Consider the following 18,380-nt stretch of genomic DNA (forward strand, 5'->3'; position numbering starts at 1 on the left):
TATGGCGCCTTTACCCCGCATTCCGGCCAGACTCCGATCAGGAGGCGACCTTCTCCACCAGCGCCATTTCGTCGCTGGTCATCAGCTTTTCGATGTCCACCAGGATCAGCATGCGCTCATCCACGGTGCCCAGGCCCGTCAGGTACTCGGTCGACAGCGTGGCGCCGAACTCGGGCGCCGGACGAACCTGGCCCGAGTTGAGCATCAGCACGTCCGACACGCCGTCCACCACGATGCCGACGACGCGGCGGTCGAGGTTGAGGATGATGACGACGGTCTGCTCGTTGTAGTCGACGCGGCCCAGGTTGAACTTGATGCGCAGGTCGACGATCGGCACGATGATGCCTCGCAGGTTCGTCACGCCCTTGATGAACGGCGGGACGTTTGCGATGCGGGTGACCGTGTCGGCGTCGTAGCCGCGGATTTCCTGCACCTTCAGGATGTCGATCCCGTACTCTTCGTCGCCCAGCGTGAAGACCAGGAACTCGCTGCCGACATCTTCATTGCGCGCGGCTTGCGCTTGCGGTTTGGCTGCCATGATTTTTTAGTGCTCCATCAATTCAGAACGGCTTCGGGCTGCGACCAGCGCTCCCGGTTGGCGCGCGCGAGCGCAAATACGTCGACAATCAGGGCCACGCTGCCATCGCCAAGAATGGTGGCGGCGGAAATGCCCGGGACCTTGCGGTAATTCGATTCCAGATTCTTGACCACCACCTGATGCTGTCCGATCAGGTGATCGACCAGCAGCGCAAAGCGCCGGTCCTCGGCCTGCATGATGACGGCGATCGCCTGCGTGGGATCGGTCTGGGCCTCGCCCACCGAGAACACGCGGTGCATCTCGACCAGCGGCAGGTATTCGCCGCGCACGTGCATGACGCGCTCGTTGCCGGCAACCGAGTAGATCTGGTCGTTGGTGGGCTGCAGCGATTCGGTGACGTGGTTCAGCGGCAGGATGAAGGTTTCTTCACCGACGCGCACCGACATGCCGTCCAGAATGGCCAGGGTCAACGGCAGCACGATGCGGGTCGTGGTGCCGTTGCCCGGCTCGCACGACAGCTGCACGTGGCCGCCCATGTCCTGGATGTTCCGGCGCACGACGTCCATGCCCACGCCGCGGCCGGAAATGTCCGTGACCTTTTCGGCCGTGGAGAAACCGGGAGCAAAAATCAGCTGCCAGATCTCGTCGTCGGGCGAGTTTTCGTTGACGGCCAGGCCTTGCGCCATGGCCTTCTTCAGAATCTTTTCGCGGCTCAGGCCACCACCGTCGTCGCTGACTTCGATGACGATGTTGCCGCCGTTGTGCTGCGCGGACAGCACCAGCTGGCCAACCGGATCCTTGCCGGCGGCGATACGCTTTTCGGGCGTTTCGATGCCGTGGTCCAAGCTGTTGCGCACCAGGTGGGTCAGCGGATCGATGATGCGTTCGATCAGGCTCTTGTCCAGCTCGGTCGCGCGGCCGTACGTTTGCAGTTCGATCTGCTTGCCCATCTTGCCGGCGATATCGCGCACCAGGCGCGGGAAGCGGCTGAACACGTAATCCATCGGCATCATGCGGATCGACATGACGGCTTCCTGCAGATCGCGCGCATTGCGCTCCAACTGCTCCATGCCGTTCAGCAGGCGATCGTGCAGCACCGGATCCAGCGTGGAGGCGGTCTGCGCCAGCATGGCCTGCGTGATGACCAGTTCGCCAACCAGGTTGATGACCTGGTCGACTTTTTCAACGCCGACGCGGATCGAGGTCGATTCCTTGTCTGCGTGGGCGGCGGCGGAAGCGGCCGGTCGGGCGGCGGCACGGGCGGCCGGCGCGGCAGCGTCGGCTGCCGCTGCAACGTCGGCAGCGGGCGCTTCCGGCGCAGCCGGGGCCGCGGCCGGCGCGGCAACCGGCGCGGCTTGCGCGGCAGGCGCCGCTTCGGCCGCCACGGGCGTGGCGTCGCCGCTTGCCGGCGCTGCCTCGCGGGCGATGTTCAGTTGGTCGCCATCGACGATGAAGCAGCACACGGCCTCGATGTCTTCCGGCGTGCAGGTGCTATCCACCCAGACCGTCAGCACGCCATTGGCGCGTTCGCTCGCCTTGACGGTGCCCAGGTTGCCCATCTCTTCGAGCAGGGACGCGGCATCCTTGTCGGAAACTTTGGTGATGCGTACACGCAGCGGCAGGCCGCCGGCTTGCTCGCTGGTGGCGGCGGCCGGCGCGGCGGCTTCGACCGGTGCGACGGGCGCGGGCGCCTGCTGCACGGGTGCGGGCGCCGGGGCCGCGACCGGCGCAGCAACGGGTGCAGGCGCAGCGGGCGCGGGCGCGGGCGCGGCGGCCGCGGCGGGATCCTTATGCTCCAGCGCAAGCTGCCTCAATACGGCGCAAATACGCTCAAACACGGCATCATCGGGCTCTTCGGAGGCCCGATAGGCATCCAGTTGGCTTTTGAGCACGTCTTTCGTTTCCAAGAAAATATCAATCATGTCCGTGCGCAGCGCCATTTCGCCACGCCGGATCGCGTCCAGAAGGTTCTCAAGCAGATGGGTCGTGCCCGCCAGCTGGTTGAAACAGCCGAACGTCGCCGCACCGCCCTTGATCGAATGTGCCGCGCGGAAAATGGCGTTGAGCTGCTCGATGTCGGGCGCGCCCACATCGAGCTCGAGCAACAGCTGCTCCATTTGCGCGAGCAGCTCGTCCGCCTCGTCGAAAAAGGTCTCGTAAAACTGACTGAGGTCCAAACCAGAACTCATGACCCGTACGCCTTTCTAAATGAACCTGCTACGCGCCGGCCTGCTCGTCGAGCAGCTCGGTCGCCAATTCCACCAGCACATCGGGATCCACCGGCTTGGAAAGCCAGCCGCAAACACCCAGATCCCGGGCTGCCATCTTGCTGTCCACGTCGTCCTCGGTGGTCAGCACCAGCACCGGCACATCCATGTACCGGTCCTCTTCGCGCAACCCCTGGATCAACTCCAGACCGCCCTTCACCGGCATGTTCCAGTCGCTGACGACCAGATCCACCGGGTTGGCCATCGCCACCTCCAGCGCTTCCTGGCCGTTGCAAGCCGTCAACACGTTCCAGCCTGCGCCGGTCAGCGTCGCCTGCACGATCATCCGCATGGTCGTGGAATCATCCGCCACGAGTATCGTTGCCGTCATTGTTGTCGAACCCCTTCAGCGGGCGGGATGTTCTCCGCCTCGCCCTGCTTGGTTGCCGTTGCGGCCTGGCTGGCGGCTTGCACCGCCTGCACGGCCGTCCCCACCTCGCGCGCATCCTTGGCGCTCAAATCCGCGGCTGCGGCGTTCTCGCTTTCGATGCGCTTCTGGGTGCTTTGGTTGAGCACCACCAGGCTGATGCGTCTATTAACGGCTGCATACGGATCATCTTTAACCAGACTCATGCTGGAAGACAGACCCTGGATGCGCATGACCTTGCTTTCGTTCATGCCGCCCGCCACCAATTCCTGGCGCGAAGCGTTTGCGCGGTCGGCCGACAGCTCCCAGTTGCTATAGGCGCGTTCGCCGCGCGCATACTGCGACGCGTCGGTATGACCCGAGATGCTGACTTTGTTGGGCAGTTCGTTCAGCACCGGCCCCAGCTCGCGCAGGATGTCGCGCATGTACGGCTGCACTTCGGCGCGGCCGGTCGCGAACATCGGGCGGTTCTGGTTGTCGATGATCTGAATGCGCAGGCCTTCGGTCGTCAGATCGATCAGGAGCTGCGGCCGGAAGGATTTCAGGACCGGGCTCGTCTCGATGACGTTTTCGAGGCGCTTCTTGAGGTTTTCGAGACGATGCTGCTCGCGGCGCTCGGCGTCGCCCATCGGCTGGGACTCGACCCGGTTGCCCTGGCCGCGGCGCACGTCGCCCTCGCTGCGCAGCGGGTCCTGCCCGCCGCCCGGCACGGCGCTCGTTTCAGCCGAACTGCTGGGCCCGCCCGTGATGGCGACGCGCAGCGGCATGCGGAAATATTCCGCGATGCCCTTCAGTTCTTCCTTCGGCACGATGCTGACCAGCCACATCACCAGGAAGAACGCCATCATTGCCGTGATGAAGTCGGCGTACGCGATCTTCCAGCTGCCCCCGTGGTGCCCGCCGCCCTTGACCTTCTTGCGGCGGATCACCACACGGTGATTATTTACCGTGCTCATGGCCCGCTCCGTCAGGCCTTGCCAGTCGACTTGGTCTGGCGGACGTGCTCTTCCAGCTCACCGAAGGTAGGCCGGACCGCCGAGAACAGCACCTTGCGGCCGAATTCCACCGCGAGCTGGGGCGGGTAACCGTTCATGCTGGCCAGCAGCGTCGTCTTGATGCATTCGAGCACCTTCATGGCTTCATCGGTGCGGCGTTCCACGCGGGAGGCCAGCGGACCCACAAAGCCGTACGCCAGCAAAATACCCAGGAACGTGCCGACCATCGCCTTGGAGATCAAATCACCCAGAATGGCGGGCGGCTGATCCACGGCGGCCAGCGCCTTGATCACACCCAGCACCGCGGCCACGATACCGAAAGCAGGCAGGCCGTCGGCCATCTGCTGCAGCGCATGCGCCGGCACTTCGCGCTCGTGGCGGTAGGTTTCGATTTCCTCGTCCATGAGCGTTTCGATTTCGAACGAGCTCATGTTGCCGCTGATCATGATGCGCAGGTAGTCCGTAATGAACTCCATGAGCTTCTCGTCTTTGGCGATACGGGGATACTCGCTGAAGATCGGGCTGGAGCCCGGGTCCTCGATATGCGATTCGATGGCCATCAGGCCCTCACGGCGCGCCTTGTTCAGCAGCACATACAGGAGCGCCATCAGCTCCATGTACACGTCCTTGCCGTAGCGCGAGCTCTTGAGCGCGTCGGGAAGCGCCTTCTTGACCAGCATCAGCGACTTCTTGCTGTTGCCCGCCAGGAACGCCCCGAATGCCGCGCCGAAGATCAGCGTCAGCTCGAAGGGCTGGTAAAGCGCGCCCATGTGTCCGCCCAGCGCCATGAAGCTGCCGACGACCGACACGATCACCACAAGAAAACCGATAACAATCAACACAACGGGCCCCTGCCAACGAAGTCTATAACTTGCGTCAATGATCCCCTGTCCCCCCTGCCCCAAAAAGGCGGGTTAGGGGGTGTTTTCCAGGGCTTTTGATGTATTTGGACGCCCGATCAGGTCGGAGCGGCGGTCGCAATGGGGGCTGAACGGCTGCCGGCGCGTGCTTTGGCCGCCGCGCGGGTCTTGCCGGCGCGAGGTGGCGGACGGCAGATGGCGCACACGAAATCGGACTGCGGATCGTGGGCGTGGGCGATGAAATGGCCGCCGCATTGCCGGCACGCAGATAGCTGCAACATGCCGCTGTCGAAGAATCGCACCAGCATCCACGCCCGGGTAAAGCTCAGGACGGGCTCGGCATCCGCGGTTTCCTGCCCCGCGTTTTCGAGATACAGGCGATACGCATCGATGGTGGCGCGTATGCCCTTGCTGGTGGTGCGCGTATTCAGGAACGAATACACGTTATAGAAGAGAGAGGAATGAATATTCGGCAGCCAGGTCATGAACCAGTCAACCGAAAAAGGCAGCATGCCCTTGGGTGGCGAGCAGCCGCGGATTTCGCGATACAGGCGGGCGAGGCGATCATGGCTGAGGCTTGTTTCAGCCTCAAGCACCTGAAGGCGCGCGCCCAGCGTAATCATGGAGCTAGCAAGCAGAATGTCGTCCGCTTCCTGGGAAACGCTCTTGGAGGCCATTACAGGTGTATCCGAGTGGAATTCGCGAGGCCGTCAGGCCAGTTCTTCGACAGGCTGCTTGGCGAGCAGGATGGTTGCATGCGCTTGTTGCAGCGCACCACCCAGAACGTCGTGAGTCAGCGCGGACAGCAGGCTGTAATCATCAAAGCGGAAACGGCACAGCAGCGAGCTGGAGCTGGCCAGTTTCACCAATTGCGCCGGCGAAAGGCGCATGAGAATGTCAGCGACTTCGTTACTGAAACCCAGGCGGAACATCGATGCGGCGAAATCGTCCCGCAACATGCGCTGAGCCAGTAACAGATATGACAGATTCACTTCGCGAATGTCTGCCAGCAAAGAATTTTCGACTTGTTGCACGCCGTACTCCCTATCCCTATCCCACCCGAGGGGCTTGATTACCCATAGCGCAGGCAACGATTGTTACCTGACTGCTTGCTGCATCCTGTTTTTATGCGAAATGTATCATTTTTTCGCAAATTAAGTAAAATTTACCACAGGTGATGTCATTTTCTATGACTTATATGACAAATCTTTGTTGATGTTGCGCAACGTGCCTTTCTAGACACACCTTGACATACAAGTTCGTGACAAATTTTCGCCAATTTGCCAAATAAGCATTCAAAACGTTGCGTACTTCCTGAAATGAACGGCGCCCCATTGCCGACAATGCCAACTTAGCGACTCTTAGGATTCGCCCGCCTTACCGTAGCCGCGCTTGTCGACAATGTCGCGAATTGGCAACACGACCGCGCTTCACGATGGACTCCGCCAGAATTCCCGCAATGCCCCACGCAGATGACAGCCTGGTCGAATACGCGCCGCTAGTTCGGAAGCTGGCTTTGCAATTGCTCGCCCGGCTTCCCGCCAGCGTCGAACTCGACGACTTGATACAAGCCGGCATGATCGGCCTGCTCGATGCCGTCCGCCGCTATCAGGAAACCGCGGACGCGCAATTTGAGACCTACGCCACGACGCGCATCCGTGGCGCGATGCTCGACGAGCTTCGCGGCCAGGACTGGTTGCCGCGCAGCGTACGCACGAAGGCCCGCAAGATCGAACAGGCGATCCAGTTTCTGGAACAGCGTTTGATGCGCGCGCCGACTGAGGCCGAGATCGCAGCGCAGCTTGAACTGCCGCTGGATGAATACCAGTCGCTGCTGCACGACGCGCAAGGCGTGCAGATCGTGCATTACGAAGATTTCACGACTGAACCCGATTCGGCGTCGGGGCAGGCGGATTGGTCTGCGACGTTGAATCACGGGGCGCCGAGTGGGAATCCGCTGGATTCGCTCTTGGCCGGGGATTTCCGGCAGGCGTTGGTGCATGCGATTGACGCCCTGCCCGATCGGGAGAAGCTGCTGCTGTCGTTGTGTTACGAGCAGGGGCTGAATCTGAAGGAAATCGGGGCGATCATGAATGTGACCGAGGCGCGGGTGTGCCAGCTGCGGTCGCAGGCGACGGCGCGGATCCGGGCTCGGTTGAAGGATCAGGCCTGGCAGGAGTTGCCCCAGGAGGGGCAGATCGCGCAGATTATTTGAATGGACGCGGCAAACGAATACTTGCCGCAGCCCCGCCTCACGCGTGTGACGACAGCCAGTCGTCCTCACCGCCAAAACGCCGAAAAATTGGCGTTATTTCAGCTAATTGACGCACAGGCCCACTGTTAGGCTACCGCCACGCTCCCGTTTAGCCTTTCGGGCTGGCGCGTCAAGCGCAGCCTCATCCATGCCTTGGAATCTCTGATGACCCAAAACACTGAGCTCGTGCAAGCAATTGCCGACGCGTACGACGACACTCCCTACGAATCCAATGCGTTCGCGTTGACGGCGCCCGGCCACTTGCGTGCCGTCGCCGCACTCTACGGCCTGAATGCCCCCGCCGTGGAAAACGCCAGGGTGCTGGAACTGGGATGTGCCGCTGGGGGCAATCTGCTTCCGTTTGCGGTCGCTCACCCGAACGCGCACGCACTGGGCATTGACCTATCCACGCAGCAAATCGAATCCGGACAAGCCGTCGTCAAGGCAATGGGGCTGCGGAACCTCGAATTGCGTGCGATGAGCATCACGGAAATCACCAAGGACCTTGGGCAATTCGACTACATCATTGCGCATGGCGTATTCAGCTGGGTGCCGCCTGAGGTCCGCGAGGCGATTCTGCGCGTTTGCCGGGAAAACCTCGCGCCTGAAGGCATTGCCTATATCAGCTACAACACCTATCCCGGCTGGAAAGCATCGGATGTGGTTCGGGACGCCATGATCCTGAACAGCTATGGCGCGCAGACGCCGCAAGAGCGCCTGACCCGCGCCAAGGACGTGCTCGGCATGCTGGAACACGGGCTGTCCCAGGGCAACCCCCTTCGCAGCGCCTTGCAGCAGGCTGTACAACAGCTCCGGAAGCAGTCCGACTACTACCTGATGCACGAGCATCTGGAAGCGGTCAATTCACCTTGCTACTTCCTGGAGTTCGCCGCCGCGGCCCAGCAGGCGGGCCTTGCGTATCTGGCCGATTCCGAGCCGCAATCCACCATTGCGTCCAACTATGGCGGCAATGTCGCTATCCTGCATAATGCGCTGTCCGCGGATGCTCCCCGGGAAATGCGAGAGCAGTACCTGGACTTTGCCGTCGGAAGGCAATTTCGCAAGAGCCTGCTGGTGCATGCCGAGCGGGCGGAAGCCATCTTGCGCATCCCCGAGGCCAATGCATTCAAGAATATGCGCTTTGGAGCGCGGTTGGAACTGGTGGCCCGGCCTGCCGGTGCGGCATCCAAGGAGCGCCGTTTTCAAAGCGTGCGGGGAGCAGGCATCACCACGAGCGAATCCACCTTTGTCACGTTGGCGGATGCCCTGCGACAAGCCTGGCCCCATGCGCTGCCTTTTGCAGATCTGCTGGAAGCCATACGCCCCAAGGCGAAAAAGTCCCTCTCCCCCGAACAACTGGAAGACCTGGTGCTGAATCATCTCGTCGTCATCTTGAACGCAGGTGCGCTCGAGTATCGGCATGAAGAGATTGGCTATTCAGCAATAGCCGCCAAGCCCACATGGATTCCGGGCATCGAGCGCCTGCAACATTTGACGGCCAATGGCGCGCTGCCCGTCGGTCTTTACAACCTCTGGCACCACCGCACGCAATTGCCCTTGGACGAAACGAGCCAGTTTGTCGTCCGGCAGATTGACGGCAGGGCGTCTGTTGCCGATTTGCGCACCCGCCTGCGCGACGCGCTCGCAAGCGGCCAGGTGTCGCCCCCGTCTGGCAAATCGCTCAAACGGGTCCGCAACCTGGATCCGGTGGCACAGAAGCTGGTGGCCGACGCCCTCACCGCCCTGCGCAACCAAGGCCTCCTGGTTTAGTTTTCATCTGGGCCCCATGGCTTCGGATGTCGCGGCGCTCACACAATACGACGCCCCGCGGCGCCCGAACTCGGAACCTGCAGTGAAAAGGCAAATAATCACGGAATCCAAAAATTTGCCCTAAAGAATGTTTAGGCCCTGTCGTTATCCTGGCAACGGAAGAGATTCAGCAAGATCGTAGCTACCTCACCGTTACAGTTTGGGCGGCCTAGCTGCCCGGTTTGAAGAAGCCTTTCTCTCTTGGGAGCCTAAACATGGCTGCAGTCATCAATACCAACTACTTGTCGCTCGTTGCTCAGAACAACCTGAACAAGTCGCAATCCGCCCTGGGTACCGCCATTGAACGCCTGTCGTCGGGCCTGCGCATCAACAGCGCCAAGGACGACGCCGCCGGTATGGCCATTGCCAACCGCTTCACCGCGAACGTCAAGGGCCTGACCCAAGCCGCTCGTAACGCCAACGACGGTATCTCGCTGGCCCAGACGACGGAAGGCGCCGCCTCCGAAGTCAACACCCACCTGCAGCGCATCCGCGAACTGAGCGTGCAAGCATCGAACGGCAGCTACTCGCAAGAACAGCTGGATTCGATGCAGGACGAAATCAACCAGCGCCTGTCGGACATCAACCGTATCTCGGAACAAACCGACTTCAACGGCGTGAAGGTCCTGTCCGACTCCGCCAAGCCGCTGACGCTGCAAGTTGGCGCAAATGATGGCGAAACGATCACCCTGAATCTGACGGAAATCAGCGCAAAGACGCTGGGCCTGGAAGGCTTCAACGTGAATGGTTCGGGCGTGACGCAGAACCGTTCGGCAAACATTAATGATCTGACCGGTCCTAACGTCAGCACGAAGGAAGTCGACGGTACGACTGATCTGCCGGCGAATCAGTACGAAGTCACGACCAAGAATACCAAGGCCACGGTCGCGGACGTGCTGGGCAAGTTCCAAGACGGCGACAAGATTGCAGTTACCGCTGGCAAGACTTACACGTTCAACGCTGCGGCCGGCAACTTCACCTACACCGAAGTTAAGGCCGCAGGCACTATCGAAACAGCTCTTAAGGACAAAATCGGTTCCGAGCCAGTTAGCGGCACGTACAAGAATACGAATCAGTCCGTCGATATCAAAATCGCTTCCGATGGAAAAATTACTGACGTCAACGGAAATGCGCTGTTTTGGGACGCCACTAACGGCAACCTTTCGGCCACTGATAACAGCGGTACGGCTACTCCTCTCGCGCAAGCTACGCTCGCGAATGTCACCGGCTTCATGGGCAACACTGCGGGCGAGCGTAGCGGAGTTGAACTGAGCGTTGGTGGCACCACCTACAAGGGCCAAGCCGCCGGTACAGCAGATATCGCCTACCAGACGACGGCTACCACGGATCAAGTGTTGACGGCGCTGGGCACCGGCGCGGCCACGATTACGATGGGTTCCGGCATTCAGTCGGCTACGCTTGACGTGACCGGTGGCAATACCGTCACCCAAAACGACGGCACCGATGATAACGTTCTGCATGTCGATGCCAAGGGCGATTTGACGACCGTTGAAAAAATCGTTCAGCGCTTCCAATTCGATCAACTCACCGGCAAGGTGATCGCGATCGCCGGTGGCGACACGTATAAGAACGACGGTACTGACAGCAACGCTCAGTCGCTCGATCCGAATGCCGCCCTGCTCGGCAAGGAACTGAAGATCGACTCCAAAGGCAAGATGACGTTCGAAACGGAAAGCGCCGGCGGCAAGACCACCGACCCGCTGAAGACGCTGGACGCCGCCTTCACGAAGCTCGACAAGCTGACCGGCGAACTCGGTGCCGTGCAGAACCGTCTGGAATCGACGATCGCCAACCTGAACAACGTGGTCAACAACCTCTCCAACGCTCGTTCGCGTATTCAAGACGCCGACTACGCCACGGAAGTGTCGAACATGTCCAAGGCTCAGATCCTGCAACAGGCTGGCACCTCGGTTCTGGCTCAAGCCAACCAAGTGCCGCAAAGCGTGCTGTCGCTGCTGCGTTAATCACGCCGCAACGCCTGACGGTTGGGCAGGATCTGGTCGCAAGACCTCCCTGCCCGCCTTCCTCGCACCGGGTGCTTCGCACCTGGTCGAACAGACAAGCCGGCTCACGCCGGCTTGTTTCTTTTCAGGTCGCGGATTCTTCCGCCATGCGCAGTGGTGGCACGCGAGAACGCTCGCCGTACCAGGCGCCGAGGCATCCCCCCGCGCACCGCCGCTCGGATCGCCGATCTCACGCGAAGCCGCCTTTTTCCGGCCCTATTCCCTCATTGCCTCCATCAGTCCATCGCGCATAATTGCGACCGCACGCCTTTGTATCCATATTTTTCACCCATGACCGCCACGCCTCCCGATCCACTCGCTACGCAGCACGACAGCACGCCGGATCCAGATGACCAGGGGCCTGCGGACTTGCAGACCATGCGTCTGCGCGAAGAAAACCGCGCCTTGCGGGAATTGCTGGCTGCGCAGGTGCAGGCATCCCTGCCCCGCAACGAGCCCGGATGGTTCAAGCGTTTGTGCTGGTGGTTGATATCAGCGCCGGGAGCGGCGCTTGTGGGGTGGCGAGGCCTGTTAGGCCGCGACGAGGGTGAACCCATCACGCGCCGGCGCCTCGGATGCGCAACGGTGACCGTGGTTTATACCCTCGCCATCTATGGCGCCCTGGTGTTGCTCGTGGTGTCGTGGAACTCACCGAATAGCGCGACGTCGGGAACGACCGCCGCCAGTCCGGTGCGCGTGCCGCTGACACCTCAGCCGCCCTTGTCGTCGGGTGTGGATGCTGCCGCCAATGGTGGCGCATCAGCATCGGGCGGCGCGCAGTCGGAACGGCCTTCCGAGCCCGCGCCATCGTCCCCGGAGACGGTGGTTTCCACATCGGTCGAACCCGATCCCAAACCCGCAACGCCGGCCGCAGCCGACGCCGCACCCTCCATCACTGCGCCATCAGAACGAGGCAGTTCCGCCGCCCCTGAACGCGTCCCTGCGCCGGTTTCTTCGGCAGAACCCGCCCCGGCCGCGCCGCAGTCCACACTGCGCATCACCGAGATTCCCGCGCCGGATCCCATGGCGTGGGTTGCTGTATTGGACGGCGAACTCGCGCAATGCGCGGAACTCGGCTTCTTCGAACGTCCCGAATGCGCGTGGGCCGCCCGCAAGCAGTACTGCGAACCCAATCAAGGCTGGGGCAAAGTGAAGGAATGCCCGGCGCAGCCGTAGCCCGCCATGACCGCACGTGGCACAGGCCGATGCCGCCGTAGCGAGCAAAGACCTTACCTGTCACATGCCCGCCACGATCCCCCGCCACAATGCACTGCGCCTCGCGATCATTGCGAAATGTTTTGCATCATTCGATTGGCGTGCCCCATAATGCGACTTGCTTCGGCCGTTGATCCGGCCTCACATCACCAGGACACCTAGACCATGGATGCTTCCGTCAACAACACCGTCAATTCCGCCCTGGCCTTGCGCGACGCGAACCTCATGATGGAAGTGCAGGCATCGGTGACGAAGAAGGCGATCAATGCGCAAGCCGACTCGGTCGCCACGCTGTTGCAATCGCTGCCGGTGCTGGCAATCGACGGCACGCTGGGTTCGCGCATCAACACCCACGCCTGAATTCAAACCGCGCGGCGACCGGCCGCAACGGGATGCAAGGCAGATAAGCCGCCCACGGGCGGCTTTTTCAATTGGACGGCTGTTCGTCGGGTCAGGACAACATCTACGACGCGCATCGCGCGAGGGATGCCGGCGTCTGTATGGCTTGCGACGACTGCGCCAGAGCCGCCGCCCGCTCAATCCGCCGGCTTACGCTCCAACCCCACAATCAGCTTCGCCAGCAACCCATCCAGTTGCGCCTGCTCCTTGTGCGTCAACGACGCCATCGCCTGCTGTTCATTCGCCACATGCAACGGCAGCAGCTTATCGATGAGCGCCAGGCCCGCCGGCGTAAGCCGCACCAGCGTGCTGCGCCGGTCGTTCGGAGACGGCACACGTTCGATGAGGCCTTTTCGTTCAAGACGATCCAGCCGGCTCGTCATCGCGCCTGACGACAGCATCAGGCCCTCGTGCAGATCAGTGGGTGTCATGGCGTACGGATTGCCTGACCGCCTCAACGTGGCGATGACGTCAAACTCCCCTTGGTGCAATTCGAACTGCGCTGCCAGCGGCAGGAACCAGTTGCGCTCCAGCAGATGCGTGGCTTGCAGCAGTCGCCCGACCAGCGCCATCACGTTGGCGTCGATGTCAGGACGTTCGCGCTGCCACTCTTCCTGCGCGCGCCGTGCACGGTCATTCATGGTTGTCTCTACATGAAGCTATTTACATTGGCAGCCATGATATCCCGTTGCCGAATGCACCGCGCCGTCTATATACTTCGACATCAAATAACTTGATGTCGAGATATCAATGACGCGCGTGAGGTTACGCCCCTTGTTTGCCATCGTCGCCATCGTGGCCGTGGCGTTGAATCTGCGGCCCGCGCTGGCGGCCATCGGGCCGTTGCTGGACATGATCCAGGCGGCCACCGGCGCGACCAACACGCAGGCCAGCCTGCTGACGACCTTGCCCGTGTTCGTCATGGGGATCTGCGCACTCGCGGGCGGGCGCCTCAACAAATACCTGAATGAACGCACCGGGATTGCACTGGGCATGGCGCTGGTGGCCCTTGCTTGCGCCGCGCGCTATGCCGGGACGCAGACCTACGGGTTGCTGCTGACGGCGGTGTTGGCGGGCGTCGGCATTGCGCTGGTGCAGACCTTGCTGCCTGCCTTTATCAAGCGCAATTTCGCGCATGACATGGGACGCGTGTTCGGCTTGTACACCACCGGCATCATGGCGGGCGCGGCCGTAGCGGCGGCTAGCGCCGCGGGGCTTGCGGGTAGTTTCGGGTGGCCCGCCGCATTGGCATTCTGGAGCGTGCCCGCGCTGCTGGCGCTGCCGTTGTGGCTCAACGCAGCGCAAGGTCGCGCCGACGCATCATCGTCCCTGCACCGCACGGCTCGCACTGCACCACGCAGCTTCTGGCGCAATCTGCGGGCATGGGAGCTGATGCTGTTCTTTGGCATCGGCACCGGCGCCTACACGCTGGTGCTGGCGTGGTTGCCGCCGTTCTACACCGGTCTCGGGTGGGAACCTTCCGCCGCCGGTTTTCTGCTGGGCGGCCTGACGCTTGCCGAGGTGATGGCGGGTCTGGCCGTGTCGGCGTGGATCGGCCGCTTTCCGGATCGCCGCAAGCCGCTGGCCGCCGTGCTGACCATTCTGATCTGCGGACTGACATGCCTGATCCTTGCCCCGCTCAAGTTGGCGCTGCTGGCGTGCCTGCTGCTTGGCATCGGAATCGGCGCGCTGTTTCCGTTGTCGCTGATCGTGGCGATGGACCACCTGGACGATCCGGCACAAGCGGGCATGCTGGCGGCGTTCGTGCAAGGCGGCGGCTACTTGATTGCGAGCTTCATGCCATTGCTGGCGGGCATCCTGCGCGACCGGTTTTCCAGCCTGACCGAGGCCTGGATCGTGATGCTGGCCGGCGCCGTCATGCTGCTGGCGCTGGCCCTGCGGTTTTCGCCCGCTTCGTATCGACGGATCGACGCCTGAGCGCGCGCCCCTGCCCCGCCCATACATAGGCAGCCGCCCCGCAAACAGCCTACGCACAGCGCTGGCACGTACAGCGTCTGCACAGACAGCCCTCGCATAAGAAACGCCTGGGCAAACAGCACACACATCCACAACGCCCGCGCATAAAAAAGCGCCGCCCCCTCAAAAAGGGGCGGCGCTTTTATTGCAACCGCAGCAAGCCGCGGCGCGTTACTTCTTCTTCATCGGCGGCAAGTCGGTGCAGACGCCTTCGGCGACTTCCGCGGCCATGCCCACCGATTCACCCAGCGTCGGGTGCGGGTGGATGGTCTTGGCGATGTCGACGACGTCGGCGCCCATTTCCACGGCCAGCGCCAGTTCGCTGATCAGGTCGCCCGCATGGGTGCCCACGATGCTGCCGCCCAGGATGCGATGCGTTTCGGCGTCGAAGATGAGCTTGGTGAAGCCCTCGTCGCGGCCGTTGGCGATGGCGCGGCCCGAGGCTGCCCACGGGAACACGCCCTTCTCGATCTTGATGCCCTGCTTCTTGGCTTCTTCCTCGGTCAGGCCGACCCACGCCACTTCCGGATCGGTGTAGGCCACCGACGGAATGACGCGTGCGTCGAAGAAGGACTTCTGGCCGGCGGCGGCTTCGGCGGCGACGTGGCCTTCATGCACGGCCTTGTGGGCGAGCATGGGTTGGCCGACGATGTCGCCGATGGCGTAGATGTGCGGCACGTTGGTGCGCATCTGGCGGTCAACCTCGATGAAACCGCGGTCGGTGACGGCGATGCCCGCCTTGTCGGCGCCGATCTTCTTGCCGTTGGGGCTGCGGCCGACGGCTTGCAGCACCAGGTCGTAGCGTTGCGGTTCCTTGGGTGCGCCCTCGCCTTCGAAGGTGACGTAGATGCCGTCCTTCTTCGCTTCGGCGCCCACCGTCTTGGTCTTCAACATGATGTTGTCGAAGCGGTAGGCGTTCTTCTTCTGCCACACCTTGACCAGGTCGCGGTCGGCGCCCTGCATCAGGCCGTCCAGCATTTCCACGACATCCAGGCGCGCGCCCAGCGTCGAGTACACCGTGCCCATTTCCAGGCCGATGATGCCGCCGCCAATGATCAGCATCTTCTTGGGCACTTCACGCAGCAGCAAGGCGCCGGTGGAGTCGACGATGCGCTCGTCCTGGGGCAGGAACGGCAGCTTCACCGACTGGCTGCCGGCGGCGATGATGGCCTGCTTGAAACGCAGGGTCTGGGTCTTGCCGTCGGCGCCCTTGACGGTCAGGTGGTTGGCATCCGCGAATTCGCCCACGCCCGTCACCACGGTGACCTTGCGCGCCTTGGCCATGCCGGCCAGGCCGCCGGTCAGCTTGGCGACCACGCTGTCCTTGTAGCCGCGCAGCTTGTCCAGGTCGATCTTGGGCTCGCCGAAGCTGATGCCGTGGGCAGCCAGTTCGCGGGCTTCGTCGATGATGGCGGCGTTGTGCAGCAGCGCCTTGGACGGGATGCAGCCCACGTTCAGGCAGACGCCGCCCAGCGTGCTGTAGCGTTCGACCAGGACCACGGACAGGCCCAGGTCGGCGGCGCGGAAGGCGGCGGAATAGCCGCCGGGGCCCGCGCCCAGCACCAGCATGTCGTATTCGCCGTCGGCCGAACCGCTGTAGGTGGCGGCGGCGGGCGCTGCAGCCTTGGCGGCAGGCGCGTCGGCCTTGGGGGCTTCCGGCTTGGAAGCGTCCTTGGAGGCCGGCTTGGATTCAGTCTTGGGAGCCTCTTCCTTGGCGGCGCCGGCGTCAGCACCCGAGGCCGCTTCAACTTCCAGCACGACCGCGCCTTCGGCGACCTTGTCGCCGACCTTAACGGCGATGGACTTGACCACGCCGCCTTGCGACGCCGGGATTTCCATCGAGGCCTTGTCGGACTCAACCGTGATCAGGCTCTGTTCCGCCTTGATCGTGTCGCCCACGGCCACCAGCACCTCGATGACTTCCACTTCCTTGAAGTCGCCGATGTCCGGCACTTTGATTTGAACGGTATTGCTCATAGGGCTCCCCGTTTACAGCGCGATGCGGCGGAAGTCGGCCAGCAGCGCACCCAGATAGGCGTTAAAGCGCGCGGCCGCGGCGCCGTCGATGACGCGGTGGTCGTAGGACAGCGACAGCGGCACGATCAGGCGCGGCACGAACTGCTTGCCGTCCCACACAGGCTTGTGCGACGAGCGCGACACACCCAGGATCGCGACTTCAGGCGCGTTGATGATGGGCGTGAACGAGGTGCCCCCGATGCCGCCGAGCGACGAGATCGAGAAGCAGCCGCCCTGCATTTCGGCGGGCGAGATCTTGCCGTCGCGCGCCTTCTTGGACAGGTCGGTCATTTCCTGGGCGATCTGCAGGATGCCCTTCTTGTCGGCATCGCGGATCACGGGCACCACCAGCCCGTTAGGCGTGTCGGCGGCAAAGCCGATGTGGTAGTACTGCTTGAGCACCAGGTTGTCGCCGTCCAGCGAGGCGTTGAACTCGGGGAATTTCTTCAGGGCCGCAACCACGGCCTTGATCAGGAAGGCCAGCATCGTGACCTTGATGCCCGACTTCTCGTTTTCCTTGTTCAGCGTGACGCGCAGCGCTTCCAGGTCGGTGATGTCCGCTTCGTCGTTGTTGGTGACGTGCGGGATCATGACCCAGTTGCGGTGCAGGTTCGCGCCCGAGATTTTCTTGATGCGCGACAGCGGCTTGGCTTCGATCGGGCCGAACTTGGTGAAGTCGACCTTCGGCCACGGCAAGAGGCCCAGCGCGGCGCCATCGGCCGAACCACCGGCAGCAGCGGCCGCCGGCGCAGCCGACAGGGCCTGCTTGACGTAACCGCGCACGTCGTCGGCGGTAATGCGTTCCTTGGGACCCGATCCCTTGACCTTGGACAGGTTCACGCCCAGTTCGCGCGCAAACTTGCGCACGGACGGCGACGCGTGGGGCAGCTGGCCGGGCTTGAGGTTGGCGTCTTCCAGCGCGGCGGCGGGGGCCGGACGCGAGGCGGGCGCGGCAGCCTGCGCGGGCGCCGATTCTGCCTTGGCTTCCGGCTTTGCAGCCGGGGCCGGCGCAGCGTCGGACTTCGCGGCCGGGGCGGCAGCGGCTTGCGCGCCGCCTTCCACCACCACCACGATCGAGCCCTTGGCGACCTTGTCGCCAACCTTGACCTTCACTTCCTTGACCACGCCGCCTTGCGAGGCCGGGATCTCCATCGAGGCCTTGTCGGACTCGACGGTGATCAGGCTTTGCTCGGCCTTGATGGTGTCGCCGACCGCGACCATGACTTCGATGACTTCGACTTCCTTGAAGTCGCCGATGTCCGGCACTTCGATCTCGACCGGGCCGCTGGAGGCAGCCGGCGCGGGCGCCGAGGCCTCGGCCTCGGGCGCGGCGGCTGCGGCCTGCTTGGGCTCTTCCTTGGCGGCCGGTTTGGATTCAGCCTTGGGGGCCTCTTCCTTGGCGGCGCCAGCGTCGGCCGCTTCCACTTCCAGCACGACCGCGCCTTCGGCGACCTTGTCGCCGACCTTCACGGCGATGGACTTGACCACGCCGCCTTGCGACGCGGGGATTTCCATCGAGGCCTTGTCGGATTCGACCGTGATCAGGCTTTGTTCCGCCTTGATCGTGTCGCCCACGGCAACCAGCACTTCAATGACTTCCACTTCCTTGAAGTCGCCGATGTCGGGAACCTTGATTTGCACGATGTTGCTCATGTCTCT

At 62.7% G+C, this 18,380-nt stretch carries 16 protein-coding genes; 6 read left to right on the plus strand and 10 right to left on the minus strand.

All coding sequences use genetic code 11. The features are described 5' to 3' along the window. Nucleotides 1-37: 37 nt before the first annotated feature. From cheW to flhD, 7 genes are all read right to left on the minus strand, one after another. Nucleotides 38-538 (minus strand): chemotaxis protein CheW, encoded by a 501-nt coding sequence (gene cheW, locus AC6CIE_RS08715; RefSeq protein ID WP_129247084.1) that lies wholly within the window; start codon nt 536-538, stop codon nt 38-40. A 17-nt stretch (nt 539-555) separates the two neighbouring features. Next, complete coding sequence (gene cheA / locus AC6CIE_RS08720) at nt 556-2,727, minus strand: chemotaxis protein CheA (RefSeq protein ID WP_498091999.1); 2,172 nt, start codon at nt 2,725-2,727, stop codon at nt 556-558. Between the two features lie 28 nt (nt 2,728-2,755). Then, nucleotides 2,756-3,136, minus strand: coding sequence for a response regulator (locus AC6CIE_RS08725; RefSeq protein WP_175126093.1), 381 nt, complete (start codon nt 3,134-3,136; stop codon nt 2,756-2,758). Further along, nucleotides 3,133-4,128, minus strand: coding sequence for a flagellar motor protein MotB (motB, locus tag AC6CIE_RS08730; protein ID WP_175138974.1), 996 nt, complete (start codon nt 4,126-4,128; stop codon nt 3,133-3,135). The genes AC6CIE_RS08725 and motB overlap by 4 nt, the downstream gene beginning before the upstream one ends. A gap of 11 nt (nt 4,129-4,139) precedes the next feature. Then, nucleotides 4,140-5,009, minus strand: coding sequence for a flagellar motor stator protein MotA (gene motA, locus AC6CIE_RS08735; protein ID WP_056570169.1), 870 nt, complete (start codon nt 5,007-5,009; stop codon nt 4,140-4,142). Between the two features lie 116 nt (nt 5,010-5,125). Continuing rightward, entirely contained in the window at nt 5,126-5,704 is a 579-nt protein-coding gene (gene flhC / locus AC6CIE_RS08740; RefSeq protein WP_175126091.1) for a flagellar transcriptional regulator FlhC, read from the minus strand. 33 nt (nt 5,705-5,737) lie between these two features. Then, nucleotides 5,738-6,061 carry a flagellar transcriptional regulator FlhD gene (flhD, locus tag AC6CIE_RS08745; protein ID WP_046806433.1) on the minus strand — a complete coding sequence of 108 codons (324 nt, stop codon included), beginning with the start codon at nt 6,059-6,061 and terminating at the stop codon, nt 5,738-5,740. 425 nt (nt 6,062-6,486) lie between these two features. Here flhD and AC6CIE_RS08750 point away from each other — a divergent pair, with 425 nt between their 5' ends. The 5 genes from AC6CIE_RS08750 (at nt 6,487) to AC6CIE_RS08770 (ending at nt 12,689) form a co-directional block, all read left to right on the plus strand. Next, nucleotides 6,487-7,242, plus strand: a complete 756-nt coding sequence (locus AC6CIE_RS08750) for an RNA polymerase sigma factor FliA (protein WP_175186085.1) — start codon at nt 6,487-6,489, stop codon at nt 7,240-7,242. A gap of 204 nt (nt 7,243-7,446) precedes the next feature. Next, the gene (locus tag AC6CIE_RS08755; RefSeq protein ID WP_498092001.1) at nt 7,447-9,051 is read left to right on the plus strand and encodes a methyltransferase regulatory domain-containing protein; all 1,605 of its coding nucleotides are present in this window, start codon (nt 7,447-7,449) and stop codon (nt 9,049-9,051) included. A gap of 254 nt (nt 9,052-9,305) precedes the next feature. Next, the gene (locus tag AC6CIE_RS08760; RefSeq protein WP_498092003.1) at nt 9,306-11,075 is read left to right on the plus strand and encodes a flagellin N-terminal helical domain-containing protein; all 1,770 of its coding nucleotides are present in this window, start codon (nt 9,306-9,308) and stop codon (nt 11,073-11,075) included. 417 nt (nt 11,076-11,492) lie between these two features. Continuing rightward, on the plus strand, nt 11,493-12,290 hold the full coding sequence (locus tag AC6CIE_RS08765) for a hypothetical protein (RefSeq protein ID WP_498092005.1): 798 nt from the start codon (nt 11,493-11,495) through the stop codon (nt 12,288-12,290). Between the two features lie 204 nt (nt 12,291-12,494). Beyond that, the gene (locus tag AC6CIE_RS08770) at nt 12,495-12,689 is read left to right on the plus strand and encodes a putative motility protein (RefSeq protein ID WP_056316520.1); all 195 of its coding nucleotides are present in this window, start codon (nt 12,495-12,497) and stop codon (nt 12,687-12,689) included. A gap of 176 nt (nt 12,690-12,865) precedes the next feature. Here AC6CIE_RS08770 and AC6CIE_RS08775 read toward each other — a convergent pair whose 3' ends face one another. Next, nucleotides 12,866-13,369 (minus strand): MarR family winged helix-turn-helix transcriptional regulator, encoded by a 504-nt coding sequence (locus AC6CIE_RS08775; protein WP_498092007.1) that lies wholly within the window; start codon nt 13,367-13,369, stop codon nt 12,866-12,868. A 109-nt stretch (nt 13,370-13,478) separates the two neighbouring features. On the opposite strand from AC6CIE_RS08775, the gene AC6CIE_RS08780 reads away from it, so the two are divergent. Beyond that, complete coding sequence (locus AC6CIE_RS08780) at nt 13,479-14,666, plus strand: MFS transporter (RefSeq protein ID WP_498092009.1); 1,188 nt, start codon at nt 13,479-13,481, stop codon at nt 14,664-14,666. A gap of 210 nt (nt 14,667-14,876) precedes the next feature. Here the strand turns inward: AC6CIE_RS08780 and lpdA are convergent, their stop codons facing one another. Continuing rightward, on the minus strand, nt 14,877-16,682 hold the full coding sequence (gene lpdA, locus AC6CIE_RS08785) for a dihydrolipoyl dehydrogenase (protein WP_498092011.1): 1,806 nt from the start codon (nt 16,680-16,682) through the stop codon (nt 14,877-14,879). A gap of 12 nt (nt 16,683-16,694) precedes the next feature. After that, complete coding sequence (aceF, locus tag AC6CIE_RS08790) at nt 16,695-18,374, minus strand: dihydrolipoyllysine-residue acetyltransferase (protein ID WP_498092013.1); 1,680 nt, start codon at nt 18,372-18,374, stop codon at nt 16,695-16,697. Nucleotides 18,375-18,380 lie beyond the last annotated feature (6 nt).

This window comes from Achromobacter sp. GQ309, assembly GCF_059759315.1.